Here is a 26645-nt window from a genome sequence, read left to right as displayed (position 1 = left end):
CTCGCAGCACAGCGCAAGAAAGTGAATGCGAAACCTGGTCCTGTGGAGCAGTTTGGAGTGCTCGCCACCCTGTCAAGGTGGAGGCCGCGGGTTCAAATCCCGTCAGGACCGCAAGAGATACGAGAGCCCGGGTCTTCGGACCCGGGCTCTCGTGCGTACGCGCTCCGCGCAGTCGTACGAACTCACGGCCCCCTCGCGCATCCGGACTCCCGGGCCACCCACGCGCGGACCGCTCCGCACGGACCACCCCGCGCGGACCGAACCCCCCCGGCAGCGCACGTTCGGGCCCCTGAGCGCGTATCCACCGACTCCGGGCGGCGTACGCCCCTTCACGCGCCTCGCACGCCCTCGCCCCCACACGGCCGTTTCCCAGGCCCTCTCACCGAACGCCGGACGCAACTCCACCCAACCGGCGGAGCCCCCCGCACCTTGACGCCGTCACATTCGGCGGGTACCCCGGAATCCAGGGCACTCGACCTCCTGGAGGTGGTTCATGGCGGCGTCCGCTCGACACGAGACGCGCGCTCTGCTCCGCGCCCATCTGTCGGCCGCCTCCGGGTACCGCCATCTGACGCGGCACTGCCCGATCTGCCATCAGCTCCTGAGACTGGCCATGGAACCCTCCGCACACGGCGAGGAGGAGGAGACGGCGGCCGAGGACGAAACCTCCTCCCATGCGTGACCTCGCGCGGGAGGGCACATCCGCCCAACTCCTTTAGCGCAGACGTGTCACAGGCAACAAGGACATTGGCATGTGACGGGTGTCACCGCATAAGTTTTCAGAAGGGCGGAACTTACACCCCACCTACAACTGGTCAATTTAATATGTGCAATTGCACCACTCTCCGAGGGCTCCCACAGGAGATCCGACACCCCTCCCCAGACTCCGACAAGGCCGCTCACAGACCCACCGCACGGCCCACACCCACGCCCCCTCGGCGCCTGAGCAGGGCATAAAAAAATCGCGCTGGACCCGGCGGAGTCCAGCGCGATCGACGACGCACCCTTGTCGCATGTGTAACTGGGTCGGGCGTGAGCCCTGTTGGGGCAGGACCCGCGTCGCTTGGAGCTGTGGTTCGGGCGTCTTGACAGGTTGGGGGACCTACCGAATTGCCCGGTTATGCGATTGTTCAGGCTTCGCTGCGCTGCTGCGGGATACCCGCGAGTAGCGCGCGGGCCTCAGCCTCGCGGTAGCGGCGGTGCCCGCCGAGCGTGCGGATGGATGTCAGCTTGCCGGCCTTCGCCCACCGCGTGACCGTCTTGGGGTCGACGCGGAACATCGTGGCGACCTCAGCCGGGGTCAGCAGCGGCTCGGCATCAGGGGTGCGAGCGGTCATGAGCGGCCTCCTCGGGAGAACCGAACCTTCTCGGTTCTTTCCTCTAATAAATTCTGCACCTTGACCCGCGTTGCCCGAAATGGCGGACGCGAGTCGAGTCGGTTATAGGACGAACGGCTTGTCCTCGGCACTACAACTACACCATCCGTCCAGCCGCGTCGGCCAAACCGATGGAATTGCCCTCCCAGGTGTTCATCAGCGACGGAAGCCGATGGACCATGCCATAGCGGACAGTCACGCCACTGTGACGATCAGTCACAGGACGATCAGGAGTCGTCAGACCCCCCATAGCGCGCAATACCGAGATTCCCGTCCAAACATGGACGGATGGAGCCCTCCCCCGGGCTCCTTGTCCTATTTTGGCACGAGGAAGGGCAAGCGATGCAAGAGCCAGGTAAGTGCCATACGTCACGCTTGACACATCGTTGACACAAAAGACCGGATCGGGACCTAGGTCCCGGCCTGCGTGGTCTTCTCCCGCAGTGAGGGTTCTTCAGCGTGCGAGGACCATACGTCAGTTCGGGCGAACACCAGTGAGAAGCACATCACACTTCTCGTGTGGCAAACCCGCCCCAGCCATCCCGAGGCACTCAGACATCCCCAGGTACTCAGACACCCCACAGGACGCACGGGTCCCACAGGACGCACAGAACCCACGCGACACACAGGACCCATGCGCCCGCGGGCCCAAAGACCCTGGCCCCCTGGACGCCCCTCAGTTCGCCGAGCGCCGGTCCCGGACCGAGCGCCAGCGCTCCACGAGCCGTCCGTACGCCTCGCCCGCCGCCGCCCCGTCCCCATGCCGCAGCGCCTCGATGCCCTCGGCGACGTCGGCCGCCGAGTGGTCGTCCTCGAGGTGCCCGGCCGGCAGGGCGTGCACGAGCCCGCCGTAGTCCAGCTCGACCAGCGAGCGCGGATGGAACTCCTCCAGCCAGCGCCCCACGTCCACCAGGCCGTCGATGAGGGGTCCCTCGTCCAGGGTGTCCCGCAGGGTCTTCAGGGCGCGTGCCGTCCGCCGCCGCGCCTGCACCATCGGCGTCCGGTAGCGCAGCGCGGGCGCGGCTCCGTCGCCGCCCGCCCCCTTCTCGTACCGCCGCTCCTCGTCGGTGACGAGCACGAACCAGTTCAGCGGCACCTGCCAGGTCGAGGTGCGGATCCACGGGCGGGCGTCGGGGTTGCGGGCCAGCCAGCGCTCGTAGTCGAGGGCCGCCTGGCGGCGTACGAGCGGCGGCAGGACCGCGTCCAGGACGGACACGGGCAGTTCGTCCGCCAGCTCCTCCAGCGCCAGCCAGCCGCGCAGCCGGGTGCGCCAGGGACAGACGCAGAGCACTCCGTCGACGCTCAGCACGAACGCGTCCGCGCTCTCGTGCACCGGCACGGGAATCGGCGGGGTGGGCAGCAGGTCGGCCAGGGAGCGGCGCAACTCGTCCTGGTACGACGGGCGCTCGGCGCGCCGTGCGTAACGCGCCCAGTGGGTTCGCTCAGGCTCCGGGAAGGCGGCCAGCGGTTCGTACACGCGCAGATAGGACGCGTACGGGACGATCACCGAGGACACCTTGGGCACCCCTGCTCCCTCCCCAACGGACCGGACACGAAACCCGGGCGGGATCCCGGGCGAGCGGCACACGGGCGACCGGGAAATCACTGCAAATCGTCCCACGACCGTGCGGAAACGTACTCCGGGAGGAGGTGATCCTGAACACTGCGCGGATGGCCACCGGGCACAGGCTCTAATCTCATGCCCACGGAAGCCCGCCATCCGCACGGGCACCGTCCACAACCGCCGCTACTTACCTGGGAGTCACCACAGTGACCGACGTAACCGACGGCGTCCTGCACACCCTGTTCCATTCGGACCAGGGGGGTCATGAGCAAGTCGTGCTCTGCCAGGACCGGGCCAGCGGCCTCAAGGCCGTCATCGCCATCCACTCCACCGCTCTGGGCCCCGCCCTGGGCGGGACGCGCTTCTACCCGTACGCGAGCGAGGAGCAGGCCGTCGCCGACGCGCTGAACCTCTCGCGCGGGATGTCGTACAAGAACGCCATGGCCGGTCTCGACCACGGCGGCGGCAAGGCCGTGATCATCGGGGACCCCGAGCAGATCAAGAGCGAGGCCCTGCTCCTCGCCTACGGCCGCTTCGTGGCCTCGCTCGGCGGGCGCTACGTCACCGCGTGCGACGTCGGTACGTATGTCGCCGACATGGACGTCGTGGCGCGCGAGTGCCGCTGGACGACGGGCCGCTCGCCCGAGAACGGCGGCGCAGGCGACTCCTCGGTCCTGACCGCCTACGGGGTCTTCCAGGGCATGCGGGCGAGTGCCCAGCACCTCTGGGGCGACCCGACGCTGCGCGGCCGCAAGGTCGGCATCGCGGGCGTCGGCAAGGTGGGCCACCACCTCGTGGACCACCTGCGCGAGGACGGCGCCGAGGTCGTGATCACGGACGTACGCGACGAGTCCGTACGACGGATCCTGGACAAGCACCCGACGGGCGTCACGGCCGCCACGGACACCGAGGCGCTGATCCGCACCGAGGGCCTGGACATCTACGCCCCCTGCGCGCTGGGCGGGGCGCTGAACGACGCGTCCGTGCCGGTGCTCACCGCGCGGATCGTGTGCGGCGCGGCCAACAACCAGCTCGCGCACCCGGGCGTCGAGAAGGACCTCGCGGACCGCGGGATCCTCTACGCGCCCGACTACGTGGTGAACGCGGGCGGTGTCATCCAGGTCGCCGACGAGCTGCACGGCTTCGACTTCGACCGGTGCAAGGCGAAGGCCACGAAGATCTTCGACACCACGCTGGACATCTTCGCACGTGCGAAGGAGGACGGGATTCCGCCGGCCGCCGCGGCCGACCGGATCGCCGAGCAGCGGATGGCGGAGGCGCGCCGCCGCGGATAACGGAACTCTCCATTCCGTCGCATTCCGCGCGTGTCTCGACGCTTGTCAGGGACCCGCCGAGGGGACACTTCGAGAGAACTCTCACTCCCGTCGGCGGGTCGTCCGCCAAGAAGAGGTTAAAATCGCGGTTGACCAGCGAGGACAGGGCACCTCGCAGGTTCTGGGCCAAGGCGCGTCCTGCGGGCGACGTACCGTATGGGCGCGGGCTCAGGTACCGTGGAAGCCCTACGGACCGGTCTCTCCATGGAGAGCCCGTTCCAGATCATGAACGCGTGTCAAGACTCTGGGGCCACCGAGCCCCGTATCCGAGGGGGTCGAGCCATGGGGCGCGGCCGGGCAAAGGCCAAGCAGACGAAGGTCGCCCGCCAGCTGAAGTACAGCAGCGGCGGGACTGACCTCTCGCGTCTGGCCAATGAGCTGGGCGCTTCGACTTCGAGCCAGCCGCCGAATGGCGAGCCGTTCGAGGACGACGACGAGGAAGACGACCCGTACGCCCAGTACGCGGATCTCTACAACGACGACGATGAGGATGAGGACGAGTCCGGTCCACAGTCTCAACGTCGCGGCGCTTGACGCACCAGCGTCCCTCGCGGTTTCCGCGATCTCTCGTAGCTGTAGCGGTAAGCAGATCTCTGTTGGCGGATTTCTCGTAGCAACCGCACTTCACCCGGTCCGGGGCCTCAACGCCGGACCGGGTTTTGTGCTGCCCCGAGGGGCTCAGCTCGCGTAGTCGCCGATCAGGGCCGCGCCCGTCGCGTGCTCGCCGCGCTCGGTGATCTCACCGGCGATCCAGGCGTCCACGCCGCGGTCCGCGAGGGTGGCCAGCGCCGCGTCCGCCGATTCCTCGGGGACGATCGCGATCATGCCCACGCCCATGTTCAGCGTCTTCTCCAGCTCCAGACGCTCGACCTCGCCCGTCCTGCCGACGAGGTCGAAGACCGGGGCCGGCGTCCAGGTCTCGCGGTCCACGATCGCGTGCAGCCCGTCCGGGATCACCCGGGCCAGGTTGGCCGCGAGCCCGCCGCCGGTGATGTGGCTGAAGGCGTGCACGTCGGTGGTCCTCGTCAGCGCCAGGCAGTCCAGCGAGTAGATCTTGGTGGGCTCCAGGAGCTCCTCGCCGAGCGAGCGGCCGAACTCCTCGACGTGCTGGTCCAGGCTGAGGTTCGCCCGGTCGAAGAGGACGTGCCGGACGAGCGAGTACCCGTTCGAGTGAAGACCGGAGGCCGCCATGGCGATCACCGCGTCACCCGTACGGATACGATCCGGGCCGAGCAGCCGGTCGGCCTCCACCACGCCCGTACCGGCGCCCGCGACGTCGAAGTCGTCCGGACCGAGCAGGCCCGGGTGTTCGGCCGTCTCGCCGCCCACCAGGGCGCAGCCCGCGAGCACACAGCCTTCGGCGATGCCCTTCACGATGGCCGCCACGCGCTCGGGGTGGACCTTGCCGACGCAGATGTAGTCGGTCATGAAGAGCGGCTCGGCGCCGCACACCACGATGTCGTCCATGACCATCGCGACCAGGTCGTGGCCGATGGTGTCGTACACGCCGAGCCGGCGGGCGAGGTCGACCTTGGTGCCCACGCCGTCCGTGGCGGAGGCGAGCAGCGGGCGCTCGTAGCGCTTGAGGGCGGAGGCGTCGAAGAGGCCGGCGAAGCCGCCGAGGCCACCGAGGACCTCGGGGCGCTGCGTCTTCTTCACCCACTCCTTCATCAGTTCTACGGCGCGGTCGCCCGCTTCGATGTCGACGCCGGCAGCCGCGTAGGAAGCACCAGAAGCAGTGCCCGTCGCCGGAGGTGACTGATCAGACACAGAAGACATTGCCTGGAATCTTTCGGGTTGGTGATACGGGGCTCTGCGGCGCTTACGGGCGACGGATGGCGTCAGCCGCGGCCGTGGCTGCGGGACCCGCGGCCAGCTCGGTCTCCAGGAGCTGCTTGCCGAGCAGCTCGGGGTCGGGAAGCTCCATCGGGTACTCGCCGTCGAAGCAGGCGCGGCACAGGTTCGGCTTGGCGATGGTGGTCGCCTCGATCATGCCGTCGATGGAGATGTACGAGAGGGAGTCGGCGCCGAGCGAGGTGCCGATCTCCTCGATGGTCATGCCGTTGGCGATCAGCTCGGCGCGGGTCGCGAAGTCGATGCCGAAGAAGCAGGGCCACTTCACGGGGGGAGAGGAGATCCGGATGTGGACCTCCGCCGCACCCGCCTCGCGGAGCATGCGCACCAGGGCCCGCTGGGTGTTGCCGCGCACGATCGAGTCGTCGACGACGACCAGGCGCTTGCCCTTGATGACTTCCTTCAAGGGGTTCAGCTTCAGACGGATGCCCAGCTGGCGGATGGTCTGTGAAGGCTGGATGAAGGTCCGGCCGACGTACGCGTTCTTGACCAGGCCGGCGCCGAACGGGATGCCGCTGGCCTCCGCGTAACCGATCGCGGCGGGCGTTCCGGACTCCGGGGTCGCTATCACCAGATCGGCCTCGACAGGGGCTTCCTTGGCGAGCTTGCGGCCCATCTCGACACGCGAGAGGTACACGTTCCGGCCGGCGATGTCCGTGTCCGGGCGGGCCAGGTACACGTACTCGAAGACACAGCCCTTGGGCTTCGCTTCCGCGAATCGGGACGTACGCAGGCCGTTCTCGTCGATGGCGACGAACTCGCCCGGCTCGATCTCACGGACGTAGGCCGCGCCGCAGATGTCGAGGGCGGCGGACTCGGAGGCGACGACCCAGCCGCGCTCCAGGCGGCCGAGGACCAGCGGGCGGATGCCCTGCGGGTCGCGGGCCGCGTAGAGGGTGTGCTCGTCCATGAAGACGAGCGAGAAGGCGCCCTTGACCTGCGGGAGGACCGCGTGAGCGGCCTCCTCGATGGTCAGCGGCTTGCCGTCGTCGTCGACCTGGGCCGCGAGGAGCGCGGTGAGCAGGTCGGTGTCGTTGGTGGCGGCCACCCGGGTGGTGCGGCCGTCCTGCTTGGGAAGGTCGGCGACCATCTCGGCGAGCTGCGCCGTGTTGACGAGGTTGCCGTTGTGGCCGAGCGCGATGGAGCCGTGCGCGGTGGCACGGAACGTCGGCTGGGCGTTCTCCCACACGGAGGCGCCAGTGGTCGAGTAGCGGGCGTGACCGACCGCGATGTGACCCTGGAGCGAACCGAGCGAGGTCTCGTCGAAGACCTGGGACACGAGGCCCATGTCCTTGAAGACGAGGATCTGAGAGCCGTTGCTTACCGCGATACCCGCGGATTCCTGGCCTCGATGCTGGAGGGCGTAGAGCCCGAAGTAAGTGAGCTTGGCGACCTCTTCACCGGGGGCCCAGACTCCGAAGACGCCGCAAGCGTCCTGGGGGCCTTTCTCGCCGGGGAGCAGATCATGATTGAGTCGACCGTCACCACGTGGCACGCCACCGAGTGTAGGCGAGATCGACCACTGGTCCGAATTGGGGATACGGACCTTTGACGGATCACTCGTCGGCGACGGCTTGGACGGTTTTTCCGTCTGTGCTGGTCAGCGCGATGGATCGGTGGTTCAACTCGTATACGACCGTACTGTCGAAGAGGTCCAGCAAGGTCCTCTCGGTGTCCATGAGTGAGCCGTCGCACATCATCCGGGTGGTCTTGGCTGCGCCGAGGGTGATATGTCCGTCGCGGACGGTGGCCTTGGCGCTGACGTGGTTGCAGCCGAGGCGGCCGGAAAGGGTGCCCTTCGCCTTGTCGAGGGTGAAGTGGGCGTCGGCCCCTTCGGGAAGGGACTGGGCCACGTCACCGTCCCCGAGGGAGGTGACCGTCCACTTCGTGCCGTACAGGGGTGCGTCCGCCTCCTTGGTGAGATCGACGCGGTCGCCGCCGTCGGTGGTGAGCGTCAGCTTGTCGCCCTTGATCTCGCTGGTGAACGTGTTGTCGACGTAGGCGCGGCTGAGGCTCTCCTCGAAGCTCATGGGGTCCTTCTGGCAGCCCATGTCGGTCGCCTCGATGCTTCCGAAGTCGACACGGTCACCCTTGAGAGTGACGGTCGAGCCGAAAGTGTTGCAGCCGAGGTTGCCGCTGACGCGACCGTCTTCGCCGATCCGCAGATACGCGCTGTCCGGCGCCTGCCGGGTCCGGCCGTGCGTGGTGAGGGTGTCGACACTCCAGTGAACGCCGGTGACCGGGGACGATCCGGTCCCCACGGAACCGCCGCCCGCCGTCTCGGTGCCGCAGGCCACGGCGAGCGGAAGCAGGGTCAGGACGCTGAGGGTCAGTCGCTGCTTGTCCATGACGGTGTGACGGGAGGGGTGGGGTGGCCGGTTCCCCTCCGGGGCGGTGCGGGTGGAGCGGCGGGTGGAGTCGGCGGGTGGAGTCAGCGAGTGGGCTCGGCAAGCGGGTCGGCGGGCGGGGCCAGCCGGTGGAGTCAGCGAGTGGGCTCGGCAAGCGGGTCGACGGGCGGGGCCAGCGGGTGGAGTCAGCGAGTGGGCTCGGCAAGCGGGTCGACGGGTGGGGCCAGCCGGTGGAGTCAGCGAGTGGGCTCGGCAAGCGGGTCGACGGGTGGGGCCAGCCGGTGGGGTCAGCCCATCAGGGGCAGCAGTCCGCCGAGGTCGGCCCGCTCCCCGCTGGCGCTGACCTTCGCCTCGTCCAGCGCGGTCTTCCACTCCGTACGCCCCGTCGCCAGCCGGATCCAGGTCAGCGGGTCGGTCTCCACGACGTTCGGCGGTGTGCCCCGGGTGTGCCGGGGGCCCTCCACGCACTGCACGACGGCGTACGGCGGGATCCGCACCTCCGTCGACGCGCCGGGCGCCTTCACGGCGAGCGCGTCGGCGAGCAGCCGGGTGCAGGCGGCGAGGGCCTGGCGGTCGAGGGGGATGTCGGCGCCGGTGGCGCGGTTCAGGTCGTCGGTGTGCACGACGAGTTCGACGGTGCGGGTGACGAGGTAGTCGGCGAGGGTCATCGCGCCGGTGCGCGCGGCGAGCAACCGGTCGTCGGGGGCCGTGAGCAGGCGCTCGATGAGCCGCTGCCCGGTGCGGGCGTAGAGCGCGTCGAGGTCGGGGTTGTCGGTGGCGAGTTCGCGGGTGCCGTCGGCGATGTCCCCGGCGCGGTCCGCCGTCGCGAACGGCCAGTCGAGCAGCGCGAGTTCCTTCGTGCCGGGCTCCGGCCGGTCGAGGTTCCGGCTGACGGTCTCGACGGCCATGGTGATGTGCGCGGCCAGCTCCCGCACGCTCCAGTCCCCGAGCCGCGCGGGCCGCGCCAACTGCTCCTCGCTCAGGGTGTAGACGCCCTGCCGCACGTTCCCGAACTGCGCGAGCACGGCCACGCGGATCTTGGCGGGGTCATAGGTACGGGTGCGTTTCCTGGCCGGCGGCATGTGGCGAGCCTAGGGCCTGTCCGGCGGAGGACGTGGCGAACTTGATGTCCGTACGGGAACGTCACGCTTTGCGCGCGTAGTCCCCGAGTCCGTGTTCCACCAGTGCGAAGGCCCGACCGGCTCGCTCGGGGGCGTCGGCGGCGACCGCGTCGACGCTCTCGCCCGCGTCGATGCGGCGGTGGTGCTCCTCGATCACGGCGTTGCGGGCGGCGCTGAGCATGGCGGCGGCGACCGTGGCGGCCATGGTGTCGCCGGTCTCCTCGGCGAGGAGTGCGGCCAGGTCGCGCGTGCCCTTCTGGGCGGCGAGGAAGGCGCGCTCCATCAGGACCGGGGTCCGCATGACGAGTTCGCGCACCTGCCGGGCGATCGGATCGCCGTTCAGACCGACCGCGGGGTCGCGCGCCTCGACCATCTCGAGGAGCTGCCGGCGCACGGCTTCCAAGGGGGACTCCTCGGGCCGCCGCTCGCGCACCGCGCGGGCCGCGTCGCCGAAGTGGTCCTCGACCGGCCGGAAGACCACGTCCTCCTTGGAACCGAAGTAGTTGAAGACGGTCATCTTCGAGACCTCGGCCGCGTCCGCGATCTCCTGCACGGACACGTCGTCGAAGCCGCGCTCCAGGAAGAGCGTGACCGCGACCCGCCAGATCCGGCTCGCGGTCTGCAGTTTCTTGCGTTCGCGCAGCCCCATCGTCACCTCGGCCATGCCGCACACTGTACCAAGCCGAAATTTAATCCCGGATGAAAGATTGACCGGGTACACAGTTTCTGGGCATGGTGGTGGCCATGACCGAGACCCAGCGCAAAATCGGCTTCGTCGTCTGCCTCGTCACGATCGTCCTGGCGCTGCTGGACCTGCAGATCGTGTCCGCAGCGACGGTCCCGATCGTCCGTGACCTCGACCCCGCCCACGGCATCGACAAGATCCCGTGGCTGGTCAGCGCCTATGCGCTCGCCTCGGCCGCGATGCTGCCGCTGTACGGCAAGCTCTGCGACGTCTTCGGCCCCAAGCGGGTCTTCACCGCCGCGATCGCCACCTTCCTGCTCGGCTCCGCGCTGTGCGGCGCCGCCCAGTCGATGACCCAGCTCATCGCGGCCCGCGCGGTGCAGGGCCTCGGCGGCGGCGGGCTGATGAGCATCACGATGGTGGTGATCGCCCACCTCAAAGGCCCCGAGGACCGAGGCGGCTCCGACAAGGGCACCAACACCGGCGGACTCGTCGCCGGCGGCGCCATGGCGATCGGACCCTGGATCGGCGGCCTGCTGGCCGACCACGCGAACTGGCGCTGGATCTTCTACGTCAACCTGCCGATCGGCCTCGCGGTCCTCGCCACCGCCGCCCTCACCCTGCACCTCCCCGAACAGCACGTTCGCCGCCCCCTGGACCACCTGGGCGCCGGACTCGCCGCCGCGTTCTCCAGCGCGCTGCTCCTCATGACCGACTGGGGCGGCAAGAAGTACGCGTGGACGTCACCAGCGATCCTCGCCCTGGCCCTCACCACCGCCGTGACGCTCGCCCTCTTCCTGTGGCGGCAGGTCCGGGCGCCCGAACCGGTCCTCCCGCTCTCCCTGTTCAAGGTCCGCGAACTGCGCGTCGGCTTCGCCGTCCAGGCGATCCTGGGCGGCGCGATGATGTGCGCGATCTACTACGTGCTCATCTATCTGCAGGTCGCGCGCGGTATCGCCAGCTCCTCGGCGGGCCTCTACCTGGTGCCGCTGGCCGCCGGTCTCGCCGCGTCCGGTCTGCTCACCGGCCCGCTCACCGCACGCGGCTGGTCGGCGCGGACGTTCACCCTCAGCGGCACGGCCACCGCCGCCCTCGCCTTCGCCCTCCTCGCGACGACGACCGGACCGGACACCTCGCTGTGGCTGATCCGCGGCGAGCTCCTGCTGGCCGGCGCCGGATTCGGCCAGCTCGTCGGCCGGCTGATCCTGCTCGTCCAGGACTCCGCCCCGCGCCACCAGCTCGGCGTGGCCACCACGGCCATCCGCTTCTTCCAGACCCTCGGCACCGCGCTCGGCACCGCCGTCTTCGGCAGCGTCCTGGCCCGCCTGTACGCCGCCCACGGCCCCGGCGGCGACATCACCGCCCTCGCCCGGCTGACCGGAGCGGCCCGAACGGACGGCATCCACGCCTTCGTCGACGCGACCCAGGTCGTGTTCTGGGGAGGGGCCGCACTGATGGCCCTCGCCGCACTCCTCGCGCTGAGGCTGCCCAAGGCCGGTGACACGAAGGGCACCGCGACCCCGCCCCGGGAGACCGAGCCCGTCCCGGCATGACGACGGCCCCGCCCGTCGAACGGGCGGGGCCGTCGAAACGGGCGGGGCCGTCGGCGTCGTACGACCGCCTACGTGAGCAGCACTACGACCGCTTACGCGAGCAGCGCCGGGATCGTGCCCTCGTGGGCCGTGCGGAGCTCGTCCAGCGGGAGTGCGAACTCGCCCTGGACCTCGACCGCGTCCGAGTCCACGACACCGATCCGGGTGACGGGCAGACCCCGCGCACCGCACATGTCGTTGAAGCGGAGCTCCTCCGAGCGCGGGACGGCGACGACCGCGCGGCCCGCCGACTCCGAGAAGAGGAAGGTGAAGGCGTCGAGACCGTCGGGGACGACCAGCCGGGCGCCCTTGCCGCCGAGCAGCGCCGACTCGACCACGGCCTGGATCAGACCGCCGTCGGACAGGTCGTGCGCCGAGTCGATCATGCCGTCGCGGGAGGCGGAGATGAGGATCTCGCCGAGGAGGCGTTCGCGCTCCAGGTCGACCTTCGGGGGCAGGCCGCCGAGGTGGTCGTGGACGACCTGCGACCAGGCCGAACCGCCGAACTCCTCGCGGGTGTCACCGAGCAGGTAGAGGAGCTGGCCCTCTTCCTGGAAGGCAACCGGCGTGCGGCGGGCGACGTCGTCGATGACGCCCAGCACGGCCACGACCGGGGTCGGGTGGATGGCGGCCTCGCCCGTCTGGTTGTAGAGCGAGACGTTGCCGCCGGTCACCGGGGTGCCCAGCTGCAGGCAGGCGTCGGCGAGACCGCGGACGGCCTCGGCGAACTGCCACATGACGGCCGGGTCCTCGGGCGAGCCGAAGTTCAGGCAGTCGGAGACGGCGAGCGGCTTGGCGCCGGTCGTCGCGACATTGCGGTAGGCCTCGGCGAGCGCGAGCTGCGCACCCGCGTACGGGTCGAGCTTGGCGTAGCGGCCGTTGCCGTCCGTGGCGATGGCGACGCCGAGTCCGGTCTCCTCGTCGATGCGGATCATGCCCGAGTCCTCGGGCTGCGCCAGCACCGTGTTGCCCTGCACGAAGTGGTCGTACTGGGAGGTGATCCAGGACTTGGAGGCCTGGTTCGGCGAGCTCACGAGCTTGAGGACCTGGTCCTTGAGCTCCTCGCTCGTCGCCGGGCGCGGCAGCTTGTTCGCGTCGTCGGCCTGGAGGGCGTCCTGCCACTCGGGGCGGGCGTAGGGGCGCTCGTAGACCGGGCCGTCGTGCGCGACCGTGCGCGGGTCGACGTCGACGATCTTGCCGCCGTGCCAGAAGATCTCGAGGCGATCGCCGTCCGTCACCTCACCGATGACCGTGGCGATGACGTCCCACTTGTCGCAGATCTCCAGGAACCGGTCGACCTTCTCCGGCTCGACGACCGCGCACATGCGTTCCTGCGACTCACTCATGAGGATTTCCTCGGGAGAGAGAGTCGAGTCCCGCAGGGGTACGTCGTCCAGGGTCACGCGCATACCGCCGGAGCCGTTGGAGGCCAGCTCGGAGGTGGCGCAGGACAGACCGGCCGCGCCGAGGTCCTGGATGCCGACGACCAGCTTCTCGGCGAAGGCCTCGAGCGTGCACTCGATGAGCAGCTTCTCCTGGAAGGGGTCGCCGACCTGGACCGCGGGGCGCTTCGACGGCTTGGCGTCGTCGAAGGTCTCGGAGGCCAGGATGGAGGCACCGCCGATCCCGTCGCCGCCCGTGCGGGCCCCGTAGAGGATGACCTTGTTGCCGGCGCCGGACGCCTTCGCGAGGTGGATGTCCTCGTGCTTCATGACGCCGATGGCGCCGGCGTTGACGAGGGGGTTGCCCTGGTAGCAGGCGTCGAAGACGACCTCGCCGCCGATGTTGGGCAGGCCGAGGCAGTTGCCGTAGCCGCCGATGCCCGCGACGACGCCCGGCAGGACGCGCTTGGTGTCGGGGTGGTCCGCGGCGCCGAAGCGCAGCGGGTCGACGACGGCGACCGGGCGGGCACCCATCGCGATGATGTCGCGCACGATGCCGCCGACGCCGGTGGCCGCGCCCTGGTAGGGCTCGACGTACGACGGGTGGTTGTGCGACTCGACCTTGAAGGTGACGGCGTAGCCCTGGCCGACGTCGACGACACCGGCGTTCTCGCCGATGCCGACGAGGAGGGCGTCGGACTGCGGGGCCTTCTCGCCGAACTGGCGGAGGTGGACCTTCGAGGACTTGTACGAGCAGTGCTCGGACCACATGACGGAGTACATGGCGAGTTCGGCGCCGGTCGGGCGGCGGCCGAGGATCTCGACGACCCGCTCGTACTCGTCCTTCTTCAGGCCCAGTTCGGCCCAGGGCAGCTCGACGTCGGGGGTCGCGGCCGCGTTCTCGACCGTGTCCAGAGGCGTGCGGCTCATGCGGTGACCAGCTTCTTGAGGATCGAGGTGAAGAAGGGGAGGCCGTCGGTGCGGCCGGAGCCGACGAGAGGCTCGACGGCGTGCTCCGGGTGCGGCATCAGACCGACGACGTTGCCCGCCTCGTTCGTGATGCCGGCGATGTCGCGCAGCGAGCCGTTCGGGTTGACGTCCACGTAGCGGAACGCGACCCGGCCCTCCGCCTCCAGCATGTCGAGCGTGCGCTCGTCGGCGACGTACCGCCCGTCCATGTTCTTCAGCGGGATGTGGATCTCCTGGCCGGATTCGTAGTCGGCCGTCCAGGACGTCTCCGCGTTCTCCACCCGCAGCTTCTGGTCGCGGCAGATGAAGTGGAGGTGGTTGTTGCCGAGCATCGCGCCGGGGAGGAGGTGCGCCTCGGTGAGGACCTGGAAGCCGTTGCAGATGCCGAGGACGGGCATTCCGGACTTCGCCTGCTCGATCACGGTCTCCATCACGGGCGAGAAGCGCGAGATGGCACCGGCCCGGAGATAGTCGCCGTACGAGAAACCGCCGGGCAGCACCACGGCGTCGACCTGCTTGAGGTCCTTGTCCTTGTGCCAGAGGGCGACGGGTTCGGCACCGGCGAGCCTGATCGCACGCTGCGTGTCCCGGTCGTCGAGGCTGCCCGGAAAGGTGACGACTCCAATACGAGCGGTCACTTTCCTGCCTCCGCGACTTCCTCGACCTTGACGGTGAAGTCCTCGATCACGGTGTTGGCGAGGAAGGATTCCGCCAGTTCATGGATGCGGGCGAGCGCGGCGTCGTCCACCGGTCCGTCCACTTCCAGTTCGAATCGCTTTCCCTGACGTACGTCGGAGACACCTTCGAAACCGAGGCGCGGCAGTGCACGCTGCACCGCCTGGCCCTGGGGGTCGAGGATCTCCGGCTTGAGCATGACGTCGACTACGACGCGTGCCACTGGCACTCCCGGTGTGTGGTGCTGAGCAGGTCGCTTCAGACTACCCGCACAAAATTTCTACTCGCGTAGATTCGTAGAATCCTACGTGAGCCCGATCACGATCCCGCATCGACGCGGGGGCCTGTACGGAAAATCCTGGGAAAAATCGCAGAAGAGCGGCTGCGCCCCATTACCTTCGGACACGCGGAAGGTTTTAGTCGGGCTTCACAATGCAATGCCCGGCACTGTACAAAGGAATTGGCAATAGCCGATACTTTGCCCAATAACAGCCGGACAGTCGACATCTCCCCGACAACTCCGTGACGTCCACGCACGTCATGGGGGGCGATCGCAGAGGTGTCGCACGAAGGGACCGATATTCGTGGCGCAGCGTGTCGTGGTCACTCTCTTTGACGACATCGACGGCTCGGAAGCGGCGGAGACGATCGCCTTCGGACTCGACGGCAAGTCGTACGAGATCGACCTCAATCCAGCCAATGCCAAGAAACTGCGTAAGGCGCTCGCGCCCTACCTCGAGGCCGGCCGCAAGCAGTCGAAGTCCGGGAAGGCGTACACGCACACCGCGTTGACCCCCGACCCGGCCGCGGTCCGCGCCTGGGCCCGCTCCAACAAGCTGGACGTGCCCCCGCGCGGCCGCATCCCCAAGAAGGTCTACGAGGCGTTCGCCGAGGCGCACTGAGTCCGAGGGTCCACCGGACGGCTCGCCGGGGTCCCGCTCCGGCCGGCCATCCGCCCCCGCGCGCAACCGACTTGCGCTGACCCCCTGCTGATCAGCTAGAGTCTGGAGCACGCCGAGGGGCAAGGCCGAAAAGCCGGACCCCGAGGAGTCACGCGGGTGTAGTTCAGTAGCAGAACATCCCCCTTCCAGGGGGAAGGCGCAGTGTGCAATTCCTGTCACCCGCTCTGCAGCCCTTACCGACCACTGTTGTGGATCAGGTAGGGTTGTGCTCGCACCGACCGGTGAAAGCTGGTCGGAGGCAATGCGGACGTAGCTCAGTTGGTAGAGCGCAACCTTGCCAAGGTTGAGGTCGCGAGTTCGAGCCTCGTCGTCCGCTCCAGGAAGCAAAGACCCCGGTCATCGACCGGGGTCTTTCTCGTGTGCGCGTACGAGCGTCCCCTGACATTTGTCATGCGGAGTGATGACACCGCGCACTGCTGTCGGGTCGCGTCCGCGGGGACGCTGATTTCATGAACACGAACGAGCGAGATGACGTGATCGAGGTCACTGATCTGCGGCGCGTGTACGGGGGAGACCGGGGAGCCGGCGGAGATTTCGAGGCCGTGCGCGGAATCACCTTCTCCGTGGGCCGCGGTGAGCTCTTCGCGCTGCTGGGGACCAACGGCGCCGGCAAGACCTCCACCGTCGAGCTGCTGGAGGGCCTCGCCCCTCCGGCGGGCGGCCGGGTGCGGGTCCTCGGACACGATCCGTACGAGGAGCGCGCGGCCGTTCGGCCCCGGATCGGCGTGATGCTGCAGGAGGGCGGCTTCCCCTCCGAACTGACGGTCGCGGAGACCGTACGGATGTGGGCGGGCTGCACGAGCGGAGCCCGGCCGACCGGTCAGGCCCTGGGGATGGTCGGGCTCACCCGGCGGTCCGGGGTACGGGTGAAACAGCTGTCCGGGGGCGAGAAACGGCGCCTGGACCTGGCCCTCGCGCTCCTCGGCCGCCCCGAGGTCCTCTTCCTCGACGAGCCGACGACCGGCCTGGACGCCGAAGGGCGCCGGGACACCTGGGACTTGGTGCGCGAGCTGCGCGACGGCGGTACGACCGTGGTGCTCACCACGCACTACCTGCAGGAGGCGGAGGAGCTGGCCGACCGGCTCGCGATCCTCCACGAAGGGCACATCGCGGCCACCGGCACCCCTGCCGAGGTGACGGCGTCCTCACCGTCCCGGATCTCCTTCGAACTGCCCGACGGCTACTTCCTCGGAGATCTGCCCCCGCTCGCCGGACTCGGCGTGACCGATCACGAGACGGCGGGCCGTGCCGTCAGGCTGCGCACCGACGAGCTTCAGCGCACCGCCACCGCGCTGCTGGTGTGGGCCCACCAGAAGCAGGTCGAGCTGCGGGGGCTCGATGTGCGGTCGGCCTCACTGGAGGAGGCGTTCCTGCGGATAGCGCGGGACGCTGCGGGCCGGGGTGCGGGTGCGCGGGACGCGGATGTACGGGGTGCGGGTGTGCAGGGTGCGGGTGTGCGGGAGCAGGAAAGGGGGACGGCGGCATGAGCGCGACAGTCCCGGCGACCGGGGAAACCGGTGCGGGTACGGGTGCGGGTACTCGTACGGGTACGACGACGGCCGCAGGGCGGATGGCCGCCCTGGCGCGCGCCGAACTGACCCTGCTGGGCCGCTCGAAGGCGACCCTCGCCGCCGCCGTGTTCATGCCGCTGCTCTTGCCGTTCAGCCTCCGCTCGACGGTCGACCAGATGGACCTGAAGGGCACCGGGCTGTCGGTCGGCTCGGTCGTCCTGCCGTCCTCCGTCGGCTTCTCACTCCTCTTCGCGGTCTACAGCTCGCTGGTGAGCGTGTACGCGGCCCGCCGCGAGGAGCTCGTCCTCAAACGCCTGCGCACCGGGGAGCTGCGGGACACGGAGATCCTCGCGGGTGCGGCCCTGCCCTCGGTCGCGATCGGCCTGGCGCAGTGCCTGGTCCTGACGGTCGCGTGCGCCGTGCTGCTGGACGTCGGCGCGCCTTCGGCACCCCATCTCGCCGTCCTGGGGTTGCTCCTGGGTCTGGCCATGTGGCCCCCGCTCGCGGCGATCACGGCGAACTTCAGCAAGAGCGTGGAGGGTGCCCAGGTCGCCGCCATGCCCTTGATGCTGGTGTCGCTGTTCGGTTCCGGCACCTTCTTCCCCCTCCAGGTCATGCCGGACCAGCTGGCCTCGGCCTGCGAACTGCTGCCGCTCACCCCGGTGATCACGCTGATTCGCGGCGGCTGGACCGGCGGCCTCTCCGCGCACGACACCCTGGGCGCGCTCGGGACGGCGGTGGCCTGGATCGTGCTCTCGGTGTTTGCTGTACGGCGGTGGTTCCGCTGGGAACCGCGGCGTTGACCAGGGACTCGGTGATGGGCATGAGCGGGCGCGGTGGCTGGTGGCGCGGCAAGAGCACGCCGGCGAAGGTCGAGACGTACACACGGTGGTCGTTCCACACCTTCCCGTTCGTCGAGGTCGCCGCCTTCGCGCTGCCGGCCTTCGGATACGTGCCCGCCCCGGTGAACTGGATCCTGTTCCTGCTGGTGAGCGCGCACGCCGCGCTCGGCGCGGTGACCGCCTCGCTGACCCTGGACTGGACCCGCGGCCGCCGCCCCCTGCCGGTACGGCTGCTCTGGGCGCTGGGCACCGCCACCGTGGTGATCGCCGTCGTGAACCTGGTGCTCGCGCTGCACGGCCCGCGCGGCACGGACAACGGGGCCGCGGCGGGCACGGTGTTCGTCGGCGTCCTGTCGTTCGGGATCAGCACCCTGGCCCTCGCGGTGCGCGAGACACGACGCATGGTGTACGGCGTGCTCGGCGCCGCCCTGGGCGCCGGCGCCGTGGCCGTCCTGGCGGGTGTCCCGGCACCCGGCGCCGCCGTCACCGCCGGTGCGGTCGTCCTCGCCGCCGGCTTCTTCACCTTCGCCTCCGCCTTCTCCGTCTGGATGCTGAACGCCGTCTACGAACTCGACGAGGCCCGCGAGACCCGGGCCCGGCTCGCCGTCGCCGAGGAACGGCTGCGCTTCGGGCGCGATCTGCACGACGTGATGGGCCGCAACCTGGCGGTGGTCGCGCTGAAGAGCGAGCTCGCCGTGCAACTGGCGCGCCGCGGACGGCCGGAGGCCGTGGAGCAGATGATCGAGGTCCAGCGGATAGCGCGGGAGACGCAGCGGGAGGTCCGCGAGGTCGTACGCGGCTACCGCGAGGCCGATCTCCGGACCGAACTCGCGGGAGCGCAGGGCGTGTTGACGGCCGCCGGCATCGACTGCGAGGTCAGCGGCCCGGTGACCGGACTGCCCGCGGAGATCCAGTCCGCGCTCGGCTGGGTCGTACGGGAGGCGACGACGAACGTGCTGCGGCACGGGGACGCCGGAAGGTGCGCGGTGTCCCTGCGGGTGGCGGAGGGCCGGGTGACCCTCACCGTCGAGAACGACGGGGCGCCCGGTAGCGGTACTGGTACCGGTTCGAGTACGGATACCAGTACCGATCCCGGTATCGCCGGGCCGGGAAGGGGGTCCGGGCTCGCCGGGCTGCGGGAGCGGCTCAGGGAGGTGGACGGGGTGCTGCGGGCCGGGCCCGCTGGGACTGATCTGTTCCGCCTGACCGCCGAGGTGCCGCTGCCCCCTGACTCGGTCCCGGAACAGGCTCCGGCCCCGGAACAGGCTCCGGCTCCGGCCTCAGAACCGGGTGGGTCGCCCCGGCCCGTCCCCCACCCTGTGAGCGAGGTCACCCCATGACGTCCACCCCACCCGCCTCATCCACCCCTCCTGTCCCTTCCGCACCTCCCGTGCGGCTGTTGCTCGCCGACGACGAGCATCTGATCAGGGGTGCGCTCGCCGCGCTGCTGGGACTGGAGGACGACCTCGTGGTGGTCGCCGAGGCCGCGACCGGGCCCGAGGCGCTGGCGATGGCGCTGGCGCACGCGCCCGATGTCGCCGTTCTGGATCTGCAGATGCCGGGAGCGGACGGTGTGAGGGTGGCCACATCGCTACGGGCCGAACTGCCCGGCTGCCAGGTGCTGATCGTGACGAGTCACGGGCGGCCCGGGCATCTGAAGCGAGCGCTCGCGGCAGGTGTGCGCGGGTTCGTCCCGAAGACGGTGAGCGCACAGCGGCTCGCGGAGATCATTCGTACCGTGCATGCGGGAAACCGTTATGTGGACCCGGAATTGGCCGCGGACGCGATCTCCGCCGGGGACTCGCCCCTGACCGCGCGCGAGGCCGAGGTGCTCGAGTTCGCCGCCGACGGGGCGCCCGTCGCGGAGATCGCGGAGCGGGCGGCACTGTCCCAGGGGACGGTACGCAACTATCTCTCGTCTGCCGTCTCGAAACTCGGGGCGGAGAACCGTCACGCGGCGGTGCGTCTCGCACGGGAGCGAGGTTGGGTATAGTTGTCCTCGCACCACAGCGCATGCGGACGTAGCTCAGTTGGTAGAGCGCAACCTTGCCAAGGTTGAGGTCGCCAGTTCGAACCTGGTCGTCCGCTCAGAGAAAGAAGCCCCCGGCCCTTCAGGGTCGGGGGCTTCTTCGTGTGCCCTTCGCGTCCTCAGCTCCAGCTGATGCCGGTCAGGCGCTCGTACGCCTCGATGTACTTGGCGCTGGTCGCGTCCACGATGTGCTGCGGCAGCGGCGGCGGGGGCTGCTCGCTCCTGCGGTCCCAGCCCGACCCGGGAGACGTCAGCCAGTCGCGGACGAACTGCTTGTCGAAGGACGGCTGGGCGTGGCCCGGCTCCCACACGTCGGCGGGCCAGAAGCGGGAGGAGTCCGGGGTCAGCACCTCGTCGGCGAGGACGAGCGTCTCGCCCTCGTAGCCGAACTCGAACTTGGTGTCCGCGAGGATGATGCCGCGCTCGCGCGCGATGTCACGGGCGCGGCCGTAGACGGCGAGGGTCGTCTGGCGCAGCTGGGCCGCCGTCTCGGCGCCGACCTGGCGGGCGACCTCCTCGTACGACACGTTCTCGTCGTGCTCGCCGACCGCGGCCTTGGTGGCGGGGGTGAAGATCGGCGCGGGGAGCTCCGAGCCGTCGACGAGGCCCTCGGGGAGGGCGAGGCCGCAGACCGTGCGGGACTCGTCGTACTCGACGAGGCCCGAGCCGGTGAGATAGCCGCGCGCGACGCACTCGACCGGCGTCATCCGCAGGGACTTGCAGATGAGGGTGCGGCCCTCCCAGTCGGCGGGGGCGCCCGGCGGGAGCTCGGTGCTCAGCACATGGTTGGGGACCAGGTCGGCGAGCTTGTCGAACCACCACAGCGAGAGCTGGGTGAGGACCCGGCCCTTGTCGGGGATCTCGGTGGGCAGCACCCAGTCGTAGGCGGAGATGCGGTCACTGGCGATCATCACGAGGTCGCCCGCCTCGTTCTGGTACAGGTCGCGCACCTTGCCGGTGTGCAGATGTACCAGACCCGGGACCTGGAGGGGCTCGGGCTTTTCGACGAATCCGGACACGGTTCCTCCCCGTGGTTCTGTCCAATTGGCTCGATTCTCCCGTATACGGAGAGCGGCTTCGGCCAGGGGGTTCCTCAGTCGCGTTTGCAGATGCGGTCGAGGAGGTTCGCGGTGGCTCGCTGGACACGGGCGTCGACGTGCCCGGGCCGGTCCAGGGCCGGGGACCACGCGAACGTCCCGGCCGCGAAGACCAGGGCGCCGGAGGGGGCCCGGTAGAGGGAGGTCTCCTGGTGGCGGGTGGCGCCCTCGCTGTCCTGGTACGGGGAGTGGGCGAGCAGGATGCGGCCCTGGTGCTCGGGCAGCGGGGTGCGCGGGAAGTAGCGGTCGGCCTCGCCCGCGACCATGCCGTCGAGTTCGTCGCCCTCGTGTGCGCCGGTCGACTCCCACAGCCAGTGGTCGGCGTTGCGCACGACCAGGGGGTGGGGTTCCGGGACCCTGCCCGCGTACTGGATGCCGATGAGCTGCTGCTCAGGGCGGTCGATCTCGCGCCACAGCGCCGGCCGTCCCGGGCCCCTGCGTTTGCGGCAGGTCAGCAGGCGGTCGGCGACGCCGGACGGGGACGGGGCCAACTCCACCTGCCAGTACATGGTGTTGGCGGAGAGGAAGACCAGGGAGGTGCCGTTCTCGCGGGCGAGTTCCACGTTGCGGCGCATGGCCGACGACCAGTACTCGTCGTGCCCCGGGAAGACCAGGCCGCGGTAGCGGGTGGGGTCGACGCGGCCGGCGTGCAGGTCGCGGGCGTCGGCGTAGGCGATGTCGTAGCCGTAGCGCTCGGCCCAGCGGATGAAGTCGTAGGCGTGGCCGACGTGGAGGGGAAGGCCCGCGCCGGCGTAAGGGCGGTCGAAGGAGACCGTCGTCGCGGCCTCGGACTCGCCGAGCAGACGGCCGTTCTCGTCCCAGGCGTGGTAGAGGCTGGCGCCGGTGTGCCCGTCCTCCGGGTAGAGGTTGTACGCCTGCCAGGTGATGTCCGGGAGCAGGAGGAGGAGGTCCGCGGGGTGGTTGTCGCGGACGGTGAAGGGGACGTGGGAGCGGTAGCCGTCGGCGGTGGTGAGTACGGCCACGTACGCGCCGATGTTCCAGTAGCTCGGGATCTGCAGGCGCCAGGAGAGCCACCAGTGATGGCAGGAAACGGTTCTGTCAGCGGTGAGGGGCGGCGGCTGGACGATGCCCGACAGGCGGGGGCTGGTGGTGATCTTGCTGGCCCCGTCGCCTCCGTAGTGCCCGATGCGGTAGATGTCGACGCTGAATTCCTGGGGCGGGTCGACGGTGACGTGGAAGTCGATGGCCTCGCCCGGCGCGGCCGCGCCGTTGGAGGCGAAGCCCTTGATCTGGCGGTGCACGTCGTCGGCCGGGCGGGGGCCGCCGGCGCGGGGGTGGGGGATGGGGGGCTTGCGGGAACCCTGGAGGGTGGCGGAGCCACCGGGACCCCCGGCCCGACCTGGCTGACCGGGCCGACCTGCCTGATCGACGTGATCAATGTGATCGATGTACCACGGGACGACATGGCCCGTGTCGTCGAAGTACTGCTCGTCGCCCCTGAGCCAGGGAACGGGGCCCTGGCCGAAGGGGTCCGTCACGGCGTGCGCCAGTGCGCCCGACTCCCAGCGGCGGATCTGCTCCGACCCCATGCCTGCTCCCCTCCCTCGTGCCCCCGTCGGTTCTGTAAGCCTCTGCCCTGCGCGCGATCGGTCCCAGCACATCACATTACGCACGCACTCCGTCACCGTTCGTCGCGAATTGACGTGAACGGAACGCGGTCATCCGGTTGAAGGGGCGGATATGGGTGGCTGGAGTGGGGACGGTGGTGGTGGCGGTGTCAGACCAGGCGGACCGGTTTCTCGGGGCGGACGCCCAGGTGGCGGAGCCAGTCCCGGAGAGGTTCCGGGTCACCGTCCTCGACGAGGGTCAGGACCCGCGGTCCCAGATCGGCGGCCCGCACCCCGTCGACGAGAAGGGCGGGGCCATCGAGCCAGTCGAGCCCCGGCGCCGCCCCGGCGGTGTCCATCGCCGCACAACAGACCATCGCGGTGACATGGTCGGCCAACAGCTCACGCCCACTGCGCGGCGGCTGGAGCGGAAAGAGCGGCAGCATCCCGTCGTCCCAGAACGACCAGTCGGGGCCCGGCTGCTCCGCACCCCCGGCCGGCCCGGACGCGACGGTCGGCGCCGCCGCCTCCTCACGGGCCAGCTCCGCGCTGAGCCCGGCCGCGAGCGCCGCCGTCCGCTCACTCCCGAGCACGGGCTCGCCGTCCTCCCCGATCTCCTCCTCGGCTTCTACCTCGCCCTTGGCCTCCACCTCGGCCTTGGCCTCCACCTCGGCCTTCGCCTCGGCCTCTGTCTTCGCCTCGGCCCCTGTCTCGTTCAGGCTCACGCCCGTGCCCCTCTCCCCGTACGCCTCGCGCCGATCGATGGAGAGGTCGGCGTCGTCCGTGGCCGGCATGGCAGGCGCGGTCAGATGGTCGAGCACGCGTGCCAGCGTCGGACCGCCCTGGTCGGGCTGGGTCGGATCCGTGGGGTGGCGGACGCCCAGCGCGTCCAGCACCCGGTGCAGCCGGGCCGCTTCGGTGCGCCAGGTGCGGTCGACGACCTCGTCCGGATACTCCTGCCAGTCCACCGGCGCCCAGTCGGGTCCGGGCTCCGCGGGCCCGCCGTGGAAGAGACGCGCGGCGAGCAGTGAGGACGCCTCGTCCACCGAGCCGGGCTCTTCGAGCAGGTCGCAGGCGGGACGCTCGCCGAGGCGGGAGGCGAAGCCCTCGGCCAGCCGGTCACGGCGCGACAGTTCGGTGAGGGCCGCTACGACACCCGCGTCCAGCCGGGACGGCCAGCGGCCCATCCGCCAGGCGGGCAGCGCGACCCGGGTCAGCAGCCGGTCCCAGCCCGCGTACGCCAGGCCGACCTGTTCCTGAGCGACGATCCGCAGGCCGTAGTCCACAGCCTGTGCACGCTCGGCCGCGGCAGCCGCCACTCCCCGTTCCATCTCGGCCGCATGCCCCCGGCAGCTGCGCAGCAGCAGGCGGGTCACCCAGCCGACACCGGCGAGGACCGTGCGGACCAGGGGGCCGCGGGCGGGTTCGGAGGTCACGGCCACGGCCGCGTCCAGACCCCGTACGAAACGGCGGGCCGCGGCTATGTCGGGGTGCGCCGAAGGGCCCGTACCGGCGACGACCGGGGCGAGGACCGCGCGCAGCTCCCCGACCCGCATCCACCACAGGAAGGGCGAGCCGATGACGAGGACGGGAGCCGCGGGGGCTCGGCGGGGACGCCCTGCTCCGCCCCCCACCCCTCGTGCGCCCGCTATTTCGTCGCGGTGCTCGGGCGGCGGCGGGCCGTGCGCCGGGTGGGTGCGGTCCTCCAGCCAGCTGTCGCAGTCGGGGGTCAGCGCTATCGCCGAGGGCGGCGGGACGTCGAGGCGGTCGGCCAGGTCCCGGACCAGGCGGTAGAGGTCGGGAGCGGAAGCCTCCGCGATCGGGACCGTGGGGCTCACGGCGGGCCGCGCGCGGGCGACGACGAGCGCGATGCCCGCGGCGGCGAGCAGCACGAGGGCGGCGAGGACCGTCACGATCAAGCGAGTGACGGGCCAGCTTCCGCCGGTGATGTGCCCGGTCGAGCCGCCGACGAGCAGCACGACGGCGACGGCCGCGGGCAGCAGGGCGACGGCCAGCGCCCTGCTGCGGATACGCAGCACGGCGAGCGCCCGGGAGCGCGCGGTCTGCGCGCCCACCTCCACACCCATACCGGTCACGACCGGATGTCACCCCCTGCTGTCGGCCCGGCCCGAGCTGTCTCGCAGCCCGCGCCGAAGGATGCCCTGGTGTTGCTCACTCCCCCACTGTGGCACCCACCACCGACATCGCAATGCCGGTGGGCCAAGTGCCGGAACGCTTTCGCCGCACCCTAGTTGGGGCCTCGGCCCCCGTCAGCCGGATGGGGCATCGCTCACTCGATGGAATGGCTTTGGGGAAAGGTGGATGACCGTGGGCAAGGATCAGGCCCCGGATTCCGTACAGAATCCGGGGCCCGGCGGTGCGTGCGGGGGTGGGGGCTACGCCTCCGTCAGGGGCTCTACGCCTCGGTCGTGACGTCGGTCGTGGCCTTGGCCGTGGCGTCGCTCGTGGCGTCCGCCGCCGCCTTCGCCGCGATGTCCGTACGGTGCTGCGAACCGTCGAGGCCGATGCGGGCGACCGCCGCGTACGCGCGGGCGCGGGCCTCGGTGAGGTCGGTGCCGGTCGCCGTGACGGAGAGCACCCGGCCACCCGCGCTGACGACAGCGTCGCCGTCGTGCTTCGTCCCGGCGTGCAGGACGTACGCGTACGGGGCGTCCAGCGCCGCCACCTCGTCGAGCCCGGTGATCGGGTCGCCGGTGCGCGGGGTGTCGGGGTAGTTGTGGGAGGCCACGACCACGGTGACCGCCGCGTCGTCGCTCCAGCGCAGCGGCGCCAGATCGGCGAGGGTGCCTTCGGCGGCGGCGCGCAGGACGCCCGCGAGCGGGGTCTTCAGCCGGGCCAGGACCACCTGGGTCTCCGGGTCGCCGAAACGGGCGTTGAACTCGATCACCCGTACACCGCGGCTCGTGATCGCCAGACCCGCGTAGAGAAGGCCGGAGAACGGGGTGCCGCGGCGGCGCAGCTCGTCGACGGTCGGCTGGAGGACGGTCTCCATGACCTCCTCGACCAGCTTCGGGTCCGCCCACGGGAGGGGCGAGTACGCGCCCATGCCGCCGGTGTTCGGGCCCTCGTCGCCGTCCAGCGCGCGCTTGAAGTCCTGGGCGGGCTGGAGCGGGACGACGGTCTGGCCGTCGGTGATCGCGAAGAGGGAGACCTCGGGGCCGTCGAGGAACTCCTCGATGACGACGCGGTCGCAGGCGATGGCGTGCGCGCGGGCCTTCTCGAGGTCGTCGGTCACGACGACGCCCTTGCCGGCCGCGAGTCCGTCGTCCTTCACGACGTACGGGGCGCCGAAGGCGTCGAGCGCCTCGTCGACCTCCTCGGGCGTCGTGCAGACATACGAACGTGCCGTGGGGACGCCCGCCCCCGCCATCACATCCTTGGCGAAGGCCTTGGAGCCTTCCAGCTGCGCGGCCTCCTCGGAGGGGCCGAAGCAGGGGATGCCCGCCGCGCGCACGGCGTCGGCGACCCCGGCGACGAGCGGCGCCTCCGGGCCCACGATCACCAGCTCGGCGCCGAGCTCCGTGGCCAGCGCGGCCACGGCGGCGCCGTCGAGGGCGTCGACCGGGTGCAGCTCGGCCGTCTCCGCGATGCCTGCGTTCCCGGGGGCGCAGTGCAGGGCGGTGACGTCGGGGTCGAGGGACAGGGAACGGCACAGGGCGTGTTCGCGGGCGCCGCTACCGATGACGAGGACCTTCACGGGGTCAGCCTATCCGTC

Annotated in this window: 23 protein-coding genes and 4 tRNA genes; 13 read left to right on the top strand and 14 right to left on the bottom strand. The window is 70.3% G+C overall.

Annotated features, from left to right (window positions below):
• Nucleotides 1–36: 36 nt before the first annotated feature.
• Both AQJ27_RS34215 and AQJ27_RS34210 read left to right on the top strand, forming a co-directional pair.
• Nucleotides 37–111, top strand: a tRNA-Asp gene (locus tag AQJ27_RS34215).
• A 382-nt stretch (nt 112–493) separates the two neighbouring features.
• Nucleotides 494–682, top strand: coding sequence for a DUF6274 family protein (locus AQJ27_RS34210; RefSeq protein ID WP_067377111.1), 189 nt, complete (start codon nt 494–496; stop codon nt 680–682).
• 448 nt (nt 683–1130) lie between these two features.
• Here the strand turns inward: AQJ27_RS34210 and bldC are convergent, their stop codons facing one another.
• Both bldC and AQJ27_RS34200 read right to left on the bottom strand, forming a co-directional pair.
• Nucleotides 1131–1337 carry a developmental transcriptional regulator BldC gene (bldC, locus tag AQJ27_RS34205; protein WP_067377109.1) on the bottom strand — a complete coding sequence of 69 codons (207 nt, stop codon included), beginning with the start codon at nt 1335–1337 and terminating at the stop codon, nt 1131–1133.
• A gap of 715 nt (nt 1338–2052) precedes the next feature.
• Nucleotides 2053–2901 carry a DUF8083 family protein gene (locus AQJ27_RS34200; RefSeq protein ID WP_067377106.1) on the bottom strand — a complete coding sequence of 283 codons (849 nt, stop codon included), beginning with the start codon at nt 2899–2901 and terminating at the stop codon, nt 2053–2055.
• 245 nt (nt 2902–3146) lie between these two features.
• On the opposite strand from AQJ27_RS34200, the gene AQJ27_RS34195 reads away from it, so the two are divergent.
• Together AQJ27_RS34195 and AQJ27_RS34190 are read left to right on the top strand one after the other, a co-directional pair.
• Entirely contained in the window at nt 3147–4235 is a 1089-nt protein-coding gene (locus tag AQJ27_RS34195; RefSeq protein WP_067377103.1) for a Leu/Phe/Val dehydrogenase, read from the top strand.
• A gap of 321 nt (nt 4236–4556) precedes the next feature.
• Entirely contained in the window at nt 4557–4808 is a 252-nt protein-coding gene (locus AQJ27_RS34190; RefSeq protein ID WP_067377246.1) for a DUF3073 domain-containing protein, read from the top strand.
• Between the two features lie 144 nt (nt 4809–4952).
• On the opposite strand, the gene purM is transcribed toward AQJ27_RS34190, so the two are convergent.
• The 5 genes from purM to AQJ27_RS34165 form a co-directional block, all read right to left on the bottom strand.
• Complete coding sequence (gene purM / locus AQJ27_RS34185) at nt 4953–6053, bottom strand: phosphoribosylformylglycinamidine cyclo-ligase (protein WP_180294002.1); 1101 nt, start codon at nt 6051–6053, stop codon at nt 4953–4955.
• A 43-nt stretch (nt 6054–6096) separates the two neighbouring features.
• Entirely contained in the window at nt 6097–7623 is a 1527-nt protein-coding gene (purF, locus tag AQJ27_RS34180) for an amidophosphoribosyltransferase (RefSeq protein ID WP_067377097.1), read from the bottom strand.
• Nucleotides 7624–7684: 61 nt separating this feature from the next.
• Nucleotides 7685–8476 carry an META domain-containing protein gene (locus tag AQJ27_RS34175; protein WP_067377094.1) on the bottom strand — a complete coding sequence of 264 codons (792 nt, stop codon included), beginning with the start codon at nt 8474–8476 and terminating at the stop codon, nt 7685–7687.
• Nucleotides 8477–8763: 287 nt separating this feature from the next.
• Nucleotides 8764–9558, bottom strand: a complete 795-nt coding sequence (locus tag AQJ27_RS34170; protein WP_067377091.1) for a maleylpyruvate isomerase family mycothiol-dependent enzyme — start codon at nt 9556–9558, stop codon at nt 8764–8766.
• Nucleotides 9559–9619: 61 nt separating this feature from the next.
• On the bottom strand, nt 9620–10261 hold the full coding sequence (locus AQJ27_RS34165) for a TetR/AcrR family transcriptional regulator (RefSeq protein ID WP_067377088.1): 642 nt from the start codon (nt 10259–10261) through the stop codon (nt 9620–9622).
• Between the two features lie 80 nt (nt 10262–10341).
• Between AQJ27_RS34165 and AQJ27_RS34160 the strand changes: the two genes are divergently transcribed.
• Nucleotides 10342–11835, top strand: coding sequence for an MFS transporter (locus AQJ27_RS34160; protein ID WP_067377244.1), 1494 nt, complete (start codon nt 10342–10344; stop codon nt 11833–11835).
• A gap of 92 nt (nt 11836–11927) precedes the next feature.
• On the opposite strand, the gene purL is transcribed toward AQJ27_RS34160, so the two are convergent.
• The 3 genes from purL to purS are packed head-to-tail and all read right to left on the bottom strand — an operon-like array spanning nt 11928 to nt 15123.
• A complete protein-coding gene (purL, locus tag AQJ27_RS34155; protein WP_067377085.1) occupies nt 11928–14186 on the bottom strand; it encodes a phosphoribosylformylglycinamidine synthase subunit PurL in 2259 nt (752 codons plus the stop codon).
• Nucleotides 14183–14863: a phosphoribosylformylglycinamidine synthase subunit PurQ gene (gene purQ / locus AQJ27_RS34150; protein ID WP_067377082.1), complete on the bottom strand. Its 681-nt coding sequence runs from the start codon at nt 14861–14863 to the stop codon at nt 14183–14185. Before purQ ends, purL begins: the two co-directional genes overlap by 4 nt.
• Nucleotides 14860–15123, bottom strand: coding sequence for a phosphoribosylformylglycinamidine synthase subunit PurS (purS, locus tag AQJ27_RS34145; protein WP_005482678.1), 264 nt, complete (start codon nt 15121–15123; stop codon nt 14860–14862). The genes purQ and purS overlap by 4 nt, the downstream gene beginning before the upstream one ends.
• A gap of 361 nt (nt 15124–15484) precedes the next feature.
• Here purS and AQJ27_RS34140 point away from each other — a divergent pair, with 361 nt between their 5' ends.
• The 8 genes from AQJ27_RS34140 to AQJ27_RS34105 all read left to right on the top strand — a co-directional run bounded on the left by AQJ27_RS34140 (nt 15485) and on the right by AQJ27_RS34105 (nt 20303).
• Nucleotides 15485–15802 (top strand): histone-like nucleoid-structuring protein Lsr2, encoded by a 318-nt coding sequence (locus AQJ27_RS34140; RefSeq protein ID WP_060898437.1) that lies wholly within the window; start codon nt 15485–15487, stop codon nt 15800–15802.
• 152 nt (nt 15803–15954) lie between these two features.
• Nucleotides 15955–16026, top strand: a tRNA-Gly gene (locus AQJ27_RS34135).
• A 79-nt stretch (nt 16027–16105) separates the two neighbouring features.
• Nucleotides 16106–16181, top strand: a tRNA-Gly gene (locus tag AQJ27_RS34130).
• Nucleotides 16182–16311: 130 nt separating this feature from the next.
• Nucleotides 16312–17349, top strand: coding sequence for an ABC transporter ATP-binding protein (locus AQJ27_RS34125; protein ID WP_067377079.1), 1038 nt, complete (start codon nt 16312–16314; stop codon nt 17347–17349).
• Nucleotides 17346–18176: an ABC transporter permease gene (locus AQJ27_RS34120; protein WP_067377076.1), complete on the top strand. Its 831-nt coding sequence runs from the start codon at nt 17346–17348 to the stop codon at nt 18174–18176. The genes AQJ27_RS34125 and AQJ27_RS34120 overlap by 4 nt, the downstream gene beginning before the upstream one ends.
• 20 nt (nt 18177–18196) lie before the next feature.
• The gene (locus tag AQJ27_RS34115; protein WP_067377241.1) at nt 18197–19555 is read left to right on the top strand and encodes a sensor histidine kinase; all 1359 of its coding nucleotides are present in this window, start codon (nt 18197–18199) and stop codon (nt 19553–19555) included.
• Nucleotides 19552–20208: a response regulator transcription factor gene (locus AQJ27_RS34110; protein ID WP_067377073.1), complete on the top strand. Its 657-nt coding sequence runs from the start codon at nt 19552–19554 to the stop codon at nt 20206–20208. Before AQJ27_RS34115 ends, AQJ27_RS34110 begins: the two co-directional genes overlap by 4 nt.
• A gap of 22 nt (nt 20209–20230) precedes the next feature.
• A tRNA-Gly gene (locus AQJ27_RS34105) sits at nt 20231–20303 on the top strand.
• 60 nt (nt 20304–20363) lie between these two features.
• Here AQJ27_RS34105 and AQJ27_RS34100 read toward each other — a convergent pair.
• The 4 genes from AQJ27_RS34100 to purD all read right to left on the bottom strand — a co-directional run bounded on the left by AQJ27_RS34100 (nt 20364) and on the right by purD (nt 26627).
• Complete coding sequence (locus tag AQJ27_RS34100; RefSeq protein ID WP_067377070.1) at nt 20364–21263, bottom strand: phosphoribosylaminoimidazolesuccinocarboxamide synthase; 900 nt, start codon at nt 21261–21263, stop codon at nt 20364–20366.
• A gap of 74 nt (nt 21264–21337) precedes the next feature.
• Nucleotides 21338–22891 (bottom strand): N,N-dimethylformamidase beta subunit family domain-containing protein, encoded by a 1554-nt coding sequence (locus AQJ27_RS34095; RefSeq protein WP_067377067.1) that lies wholly within the window; start codon nt 22889–22891, stop codon nt 21338–21340.
• 188 nt (nt 22892–23079) lie between these two features.
• Nucleotides 23080–24996, bottom strand: a complete 1917-nt coding sequence (locus tag AQJ27_RS34090; RefSeq protein WP_067377065.1) for a M48 family metalloprotease — start codon at nt 24994–24996, stop codon at nt 23080–23082.
• A 329-nt stretch (nt 24997–25325) separates the two neighbouring features.
• Entirely contained in the window at nt 25326–26627 is a 1302-nt protein-coding gene (gene purD, locus AQJ27_RS34085) for a phosphoribosylamine--glycine ligase (RefSeq protein WP_067377062.1), read from the bottom strand.
• Between the last annotated feature and the right edge of the window lie 18 nt (nt 26628–26645).

Origin of the sequence: Streptomyces olivochromogenes (genome assembly GCF_001514115.1) — a bacterium.
GTDB classification, from domain to species: domain Bacteria; phylum Actinomycetota; class Actinomycetes; order Streptomycetales; family Streptomycetaceae; genus Streptomyces; species Streptomyces olivochromogenes.
The sequence above is the reverse complement of the archived record's forward strand: the minus strand, read 5'-3'. Positions and strand labels throughout refer to the sequence as shown.

Coding starts and splice junctions, on each gene's coding strand:
- purM (WP_180294002.1), bottom strand. CDS start 6,053: ATGTCTTCTGTGTCTGATCAGTCACCTCCGGCGACGGGCACTGCTTCT.
- AQJ27_RS34095 (WP_067377067.1), bottom strand. CDS start 22,891: ATGGGGTCGGAGCAGATCCGCCGCTGGGAGTCGGGCGCACTGGCGCAC.
- AQJ27_RS34090 (WP_067377065.1), bottom strand. CDS start 24,996: ATGGGTGTGGAGGTGGGCGCGCAGACCGCGCGCTCCCGGGCGCTCGCC.
- purL (WP_067377085.1), bottom strand. CDS start 14,186: ATGAGCCGCACGCCTCTGGACACGGTCGAGAACGCGGCCGCGACCCCC.
- AQJ27_RS34210 (WP_067377111.1), top strand. CDS start 494: ATGGCGGCGTCCGCTCGACACGAGACGCGCGCTCTGCTCCGCGCCCAT.
- AQJ27_RS34170 (WP_067377091.1), bottom strand. CDS start 9,558: ATGCCGCCGGCCAGGAAACGCACCCGTACCTATGACCCCGCCAAGATC.
- AQJ27_RS34160 (WP_067377244.1), top strand. CDS start 10,342: ATGACCGAGACCCAGCGCAAAATCGGCTTCGTCGTCTGCCTCGTCACG.
- AQJ27_RS34110 (WP_067377073.1), top strand. CDS start 19,552: ATGACGTCCACCCCACCCGCCTCATCCACCCCTCCTGTCCCTTCCGCA.
- AQJ27_RS34190 (WP_067377246.1), top strand. CDS start 4,557: ATGGGGCGCGGCCGGGCAAAGGCCAAGCAGACGAAGGTCGCCCGCCAG.
- AQJ27_RS34120 (WP_067377076.1), top strand. CDS start 17,346: ATGAGCGCGACAGTCCCGGCGACCGGGGAAACCGGTGCGGGTACGGGT.
- AQJ27_RS34125 (WP_067377079.1), top strand. CDS start 16,312: ATGAACACGAACGAGCGAGATGACGTGATCGAGGTCACTGATCTGCGG.
- AQJ27_RS34165 (WP_067377088.1), bottom strand. CDS start 10,261: ATGGCCGAGGTGACGATGGGGCTGCGCGAACGCAAGAAACTGCAGACC.
- bldC (WP_067377109.1), bottom strand. CDS start 1,337: ATGACCGCTCGCACCCCTGATGCCGAGCCGCTGCTGACCCCGGCTGAG.
- AQJ27_RS34115 (WP_067377241.1), top strand. CDS start 18,197: ATGAGCGGGCGCGGTGGCTGGTGGCGCGGCAAGAGCACGCCGGCGAAG.
- AQJ27_RS34175 (WP_067377094.1), bottom strand. CDS start 8,476: ATGGACAAGCAGCGACTGACCCTCAGCGTCCTGACCCTGCTTCCGCTC.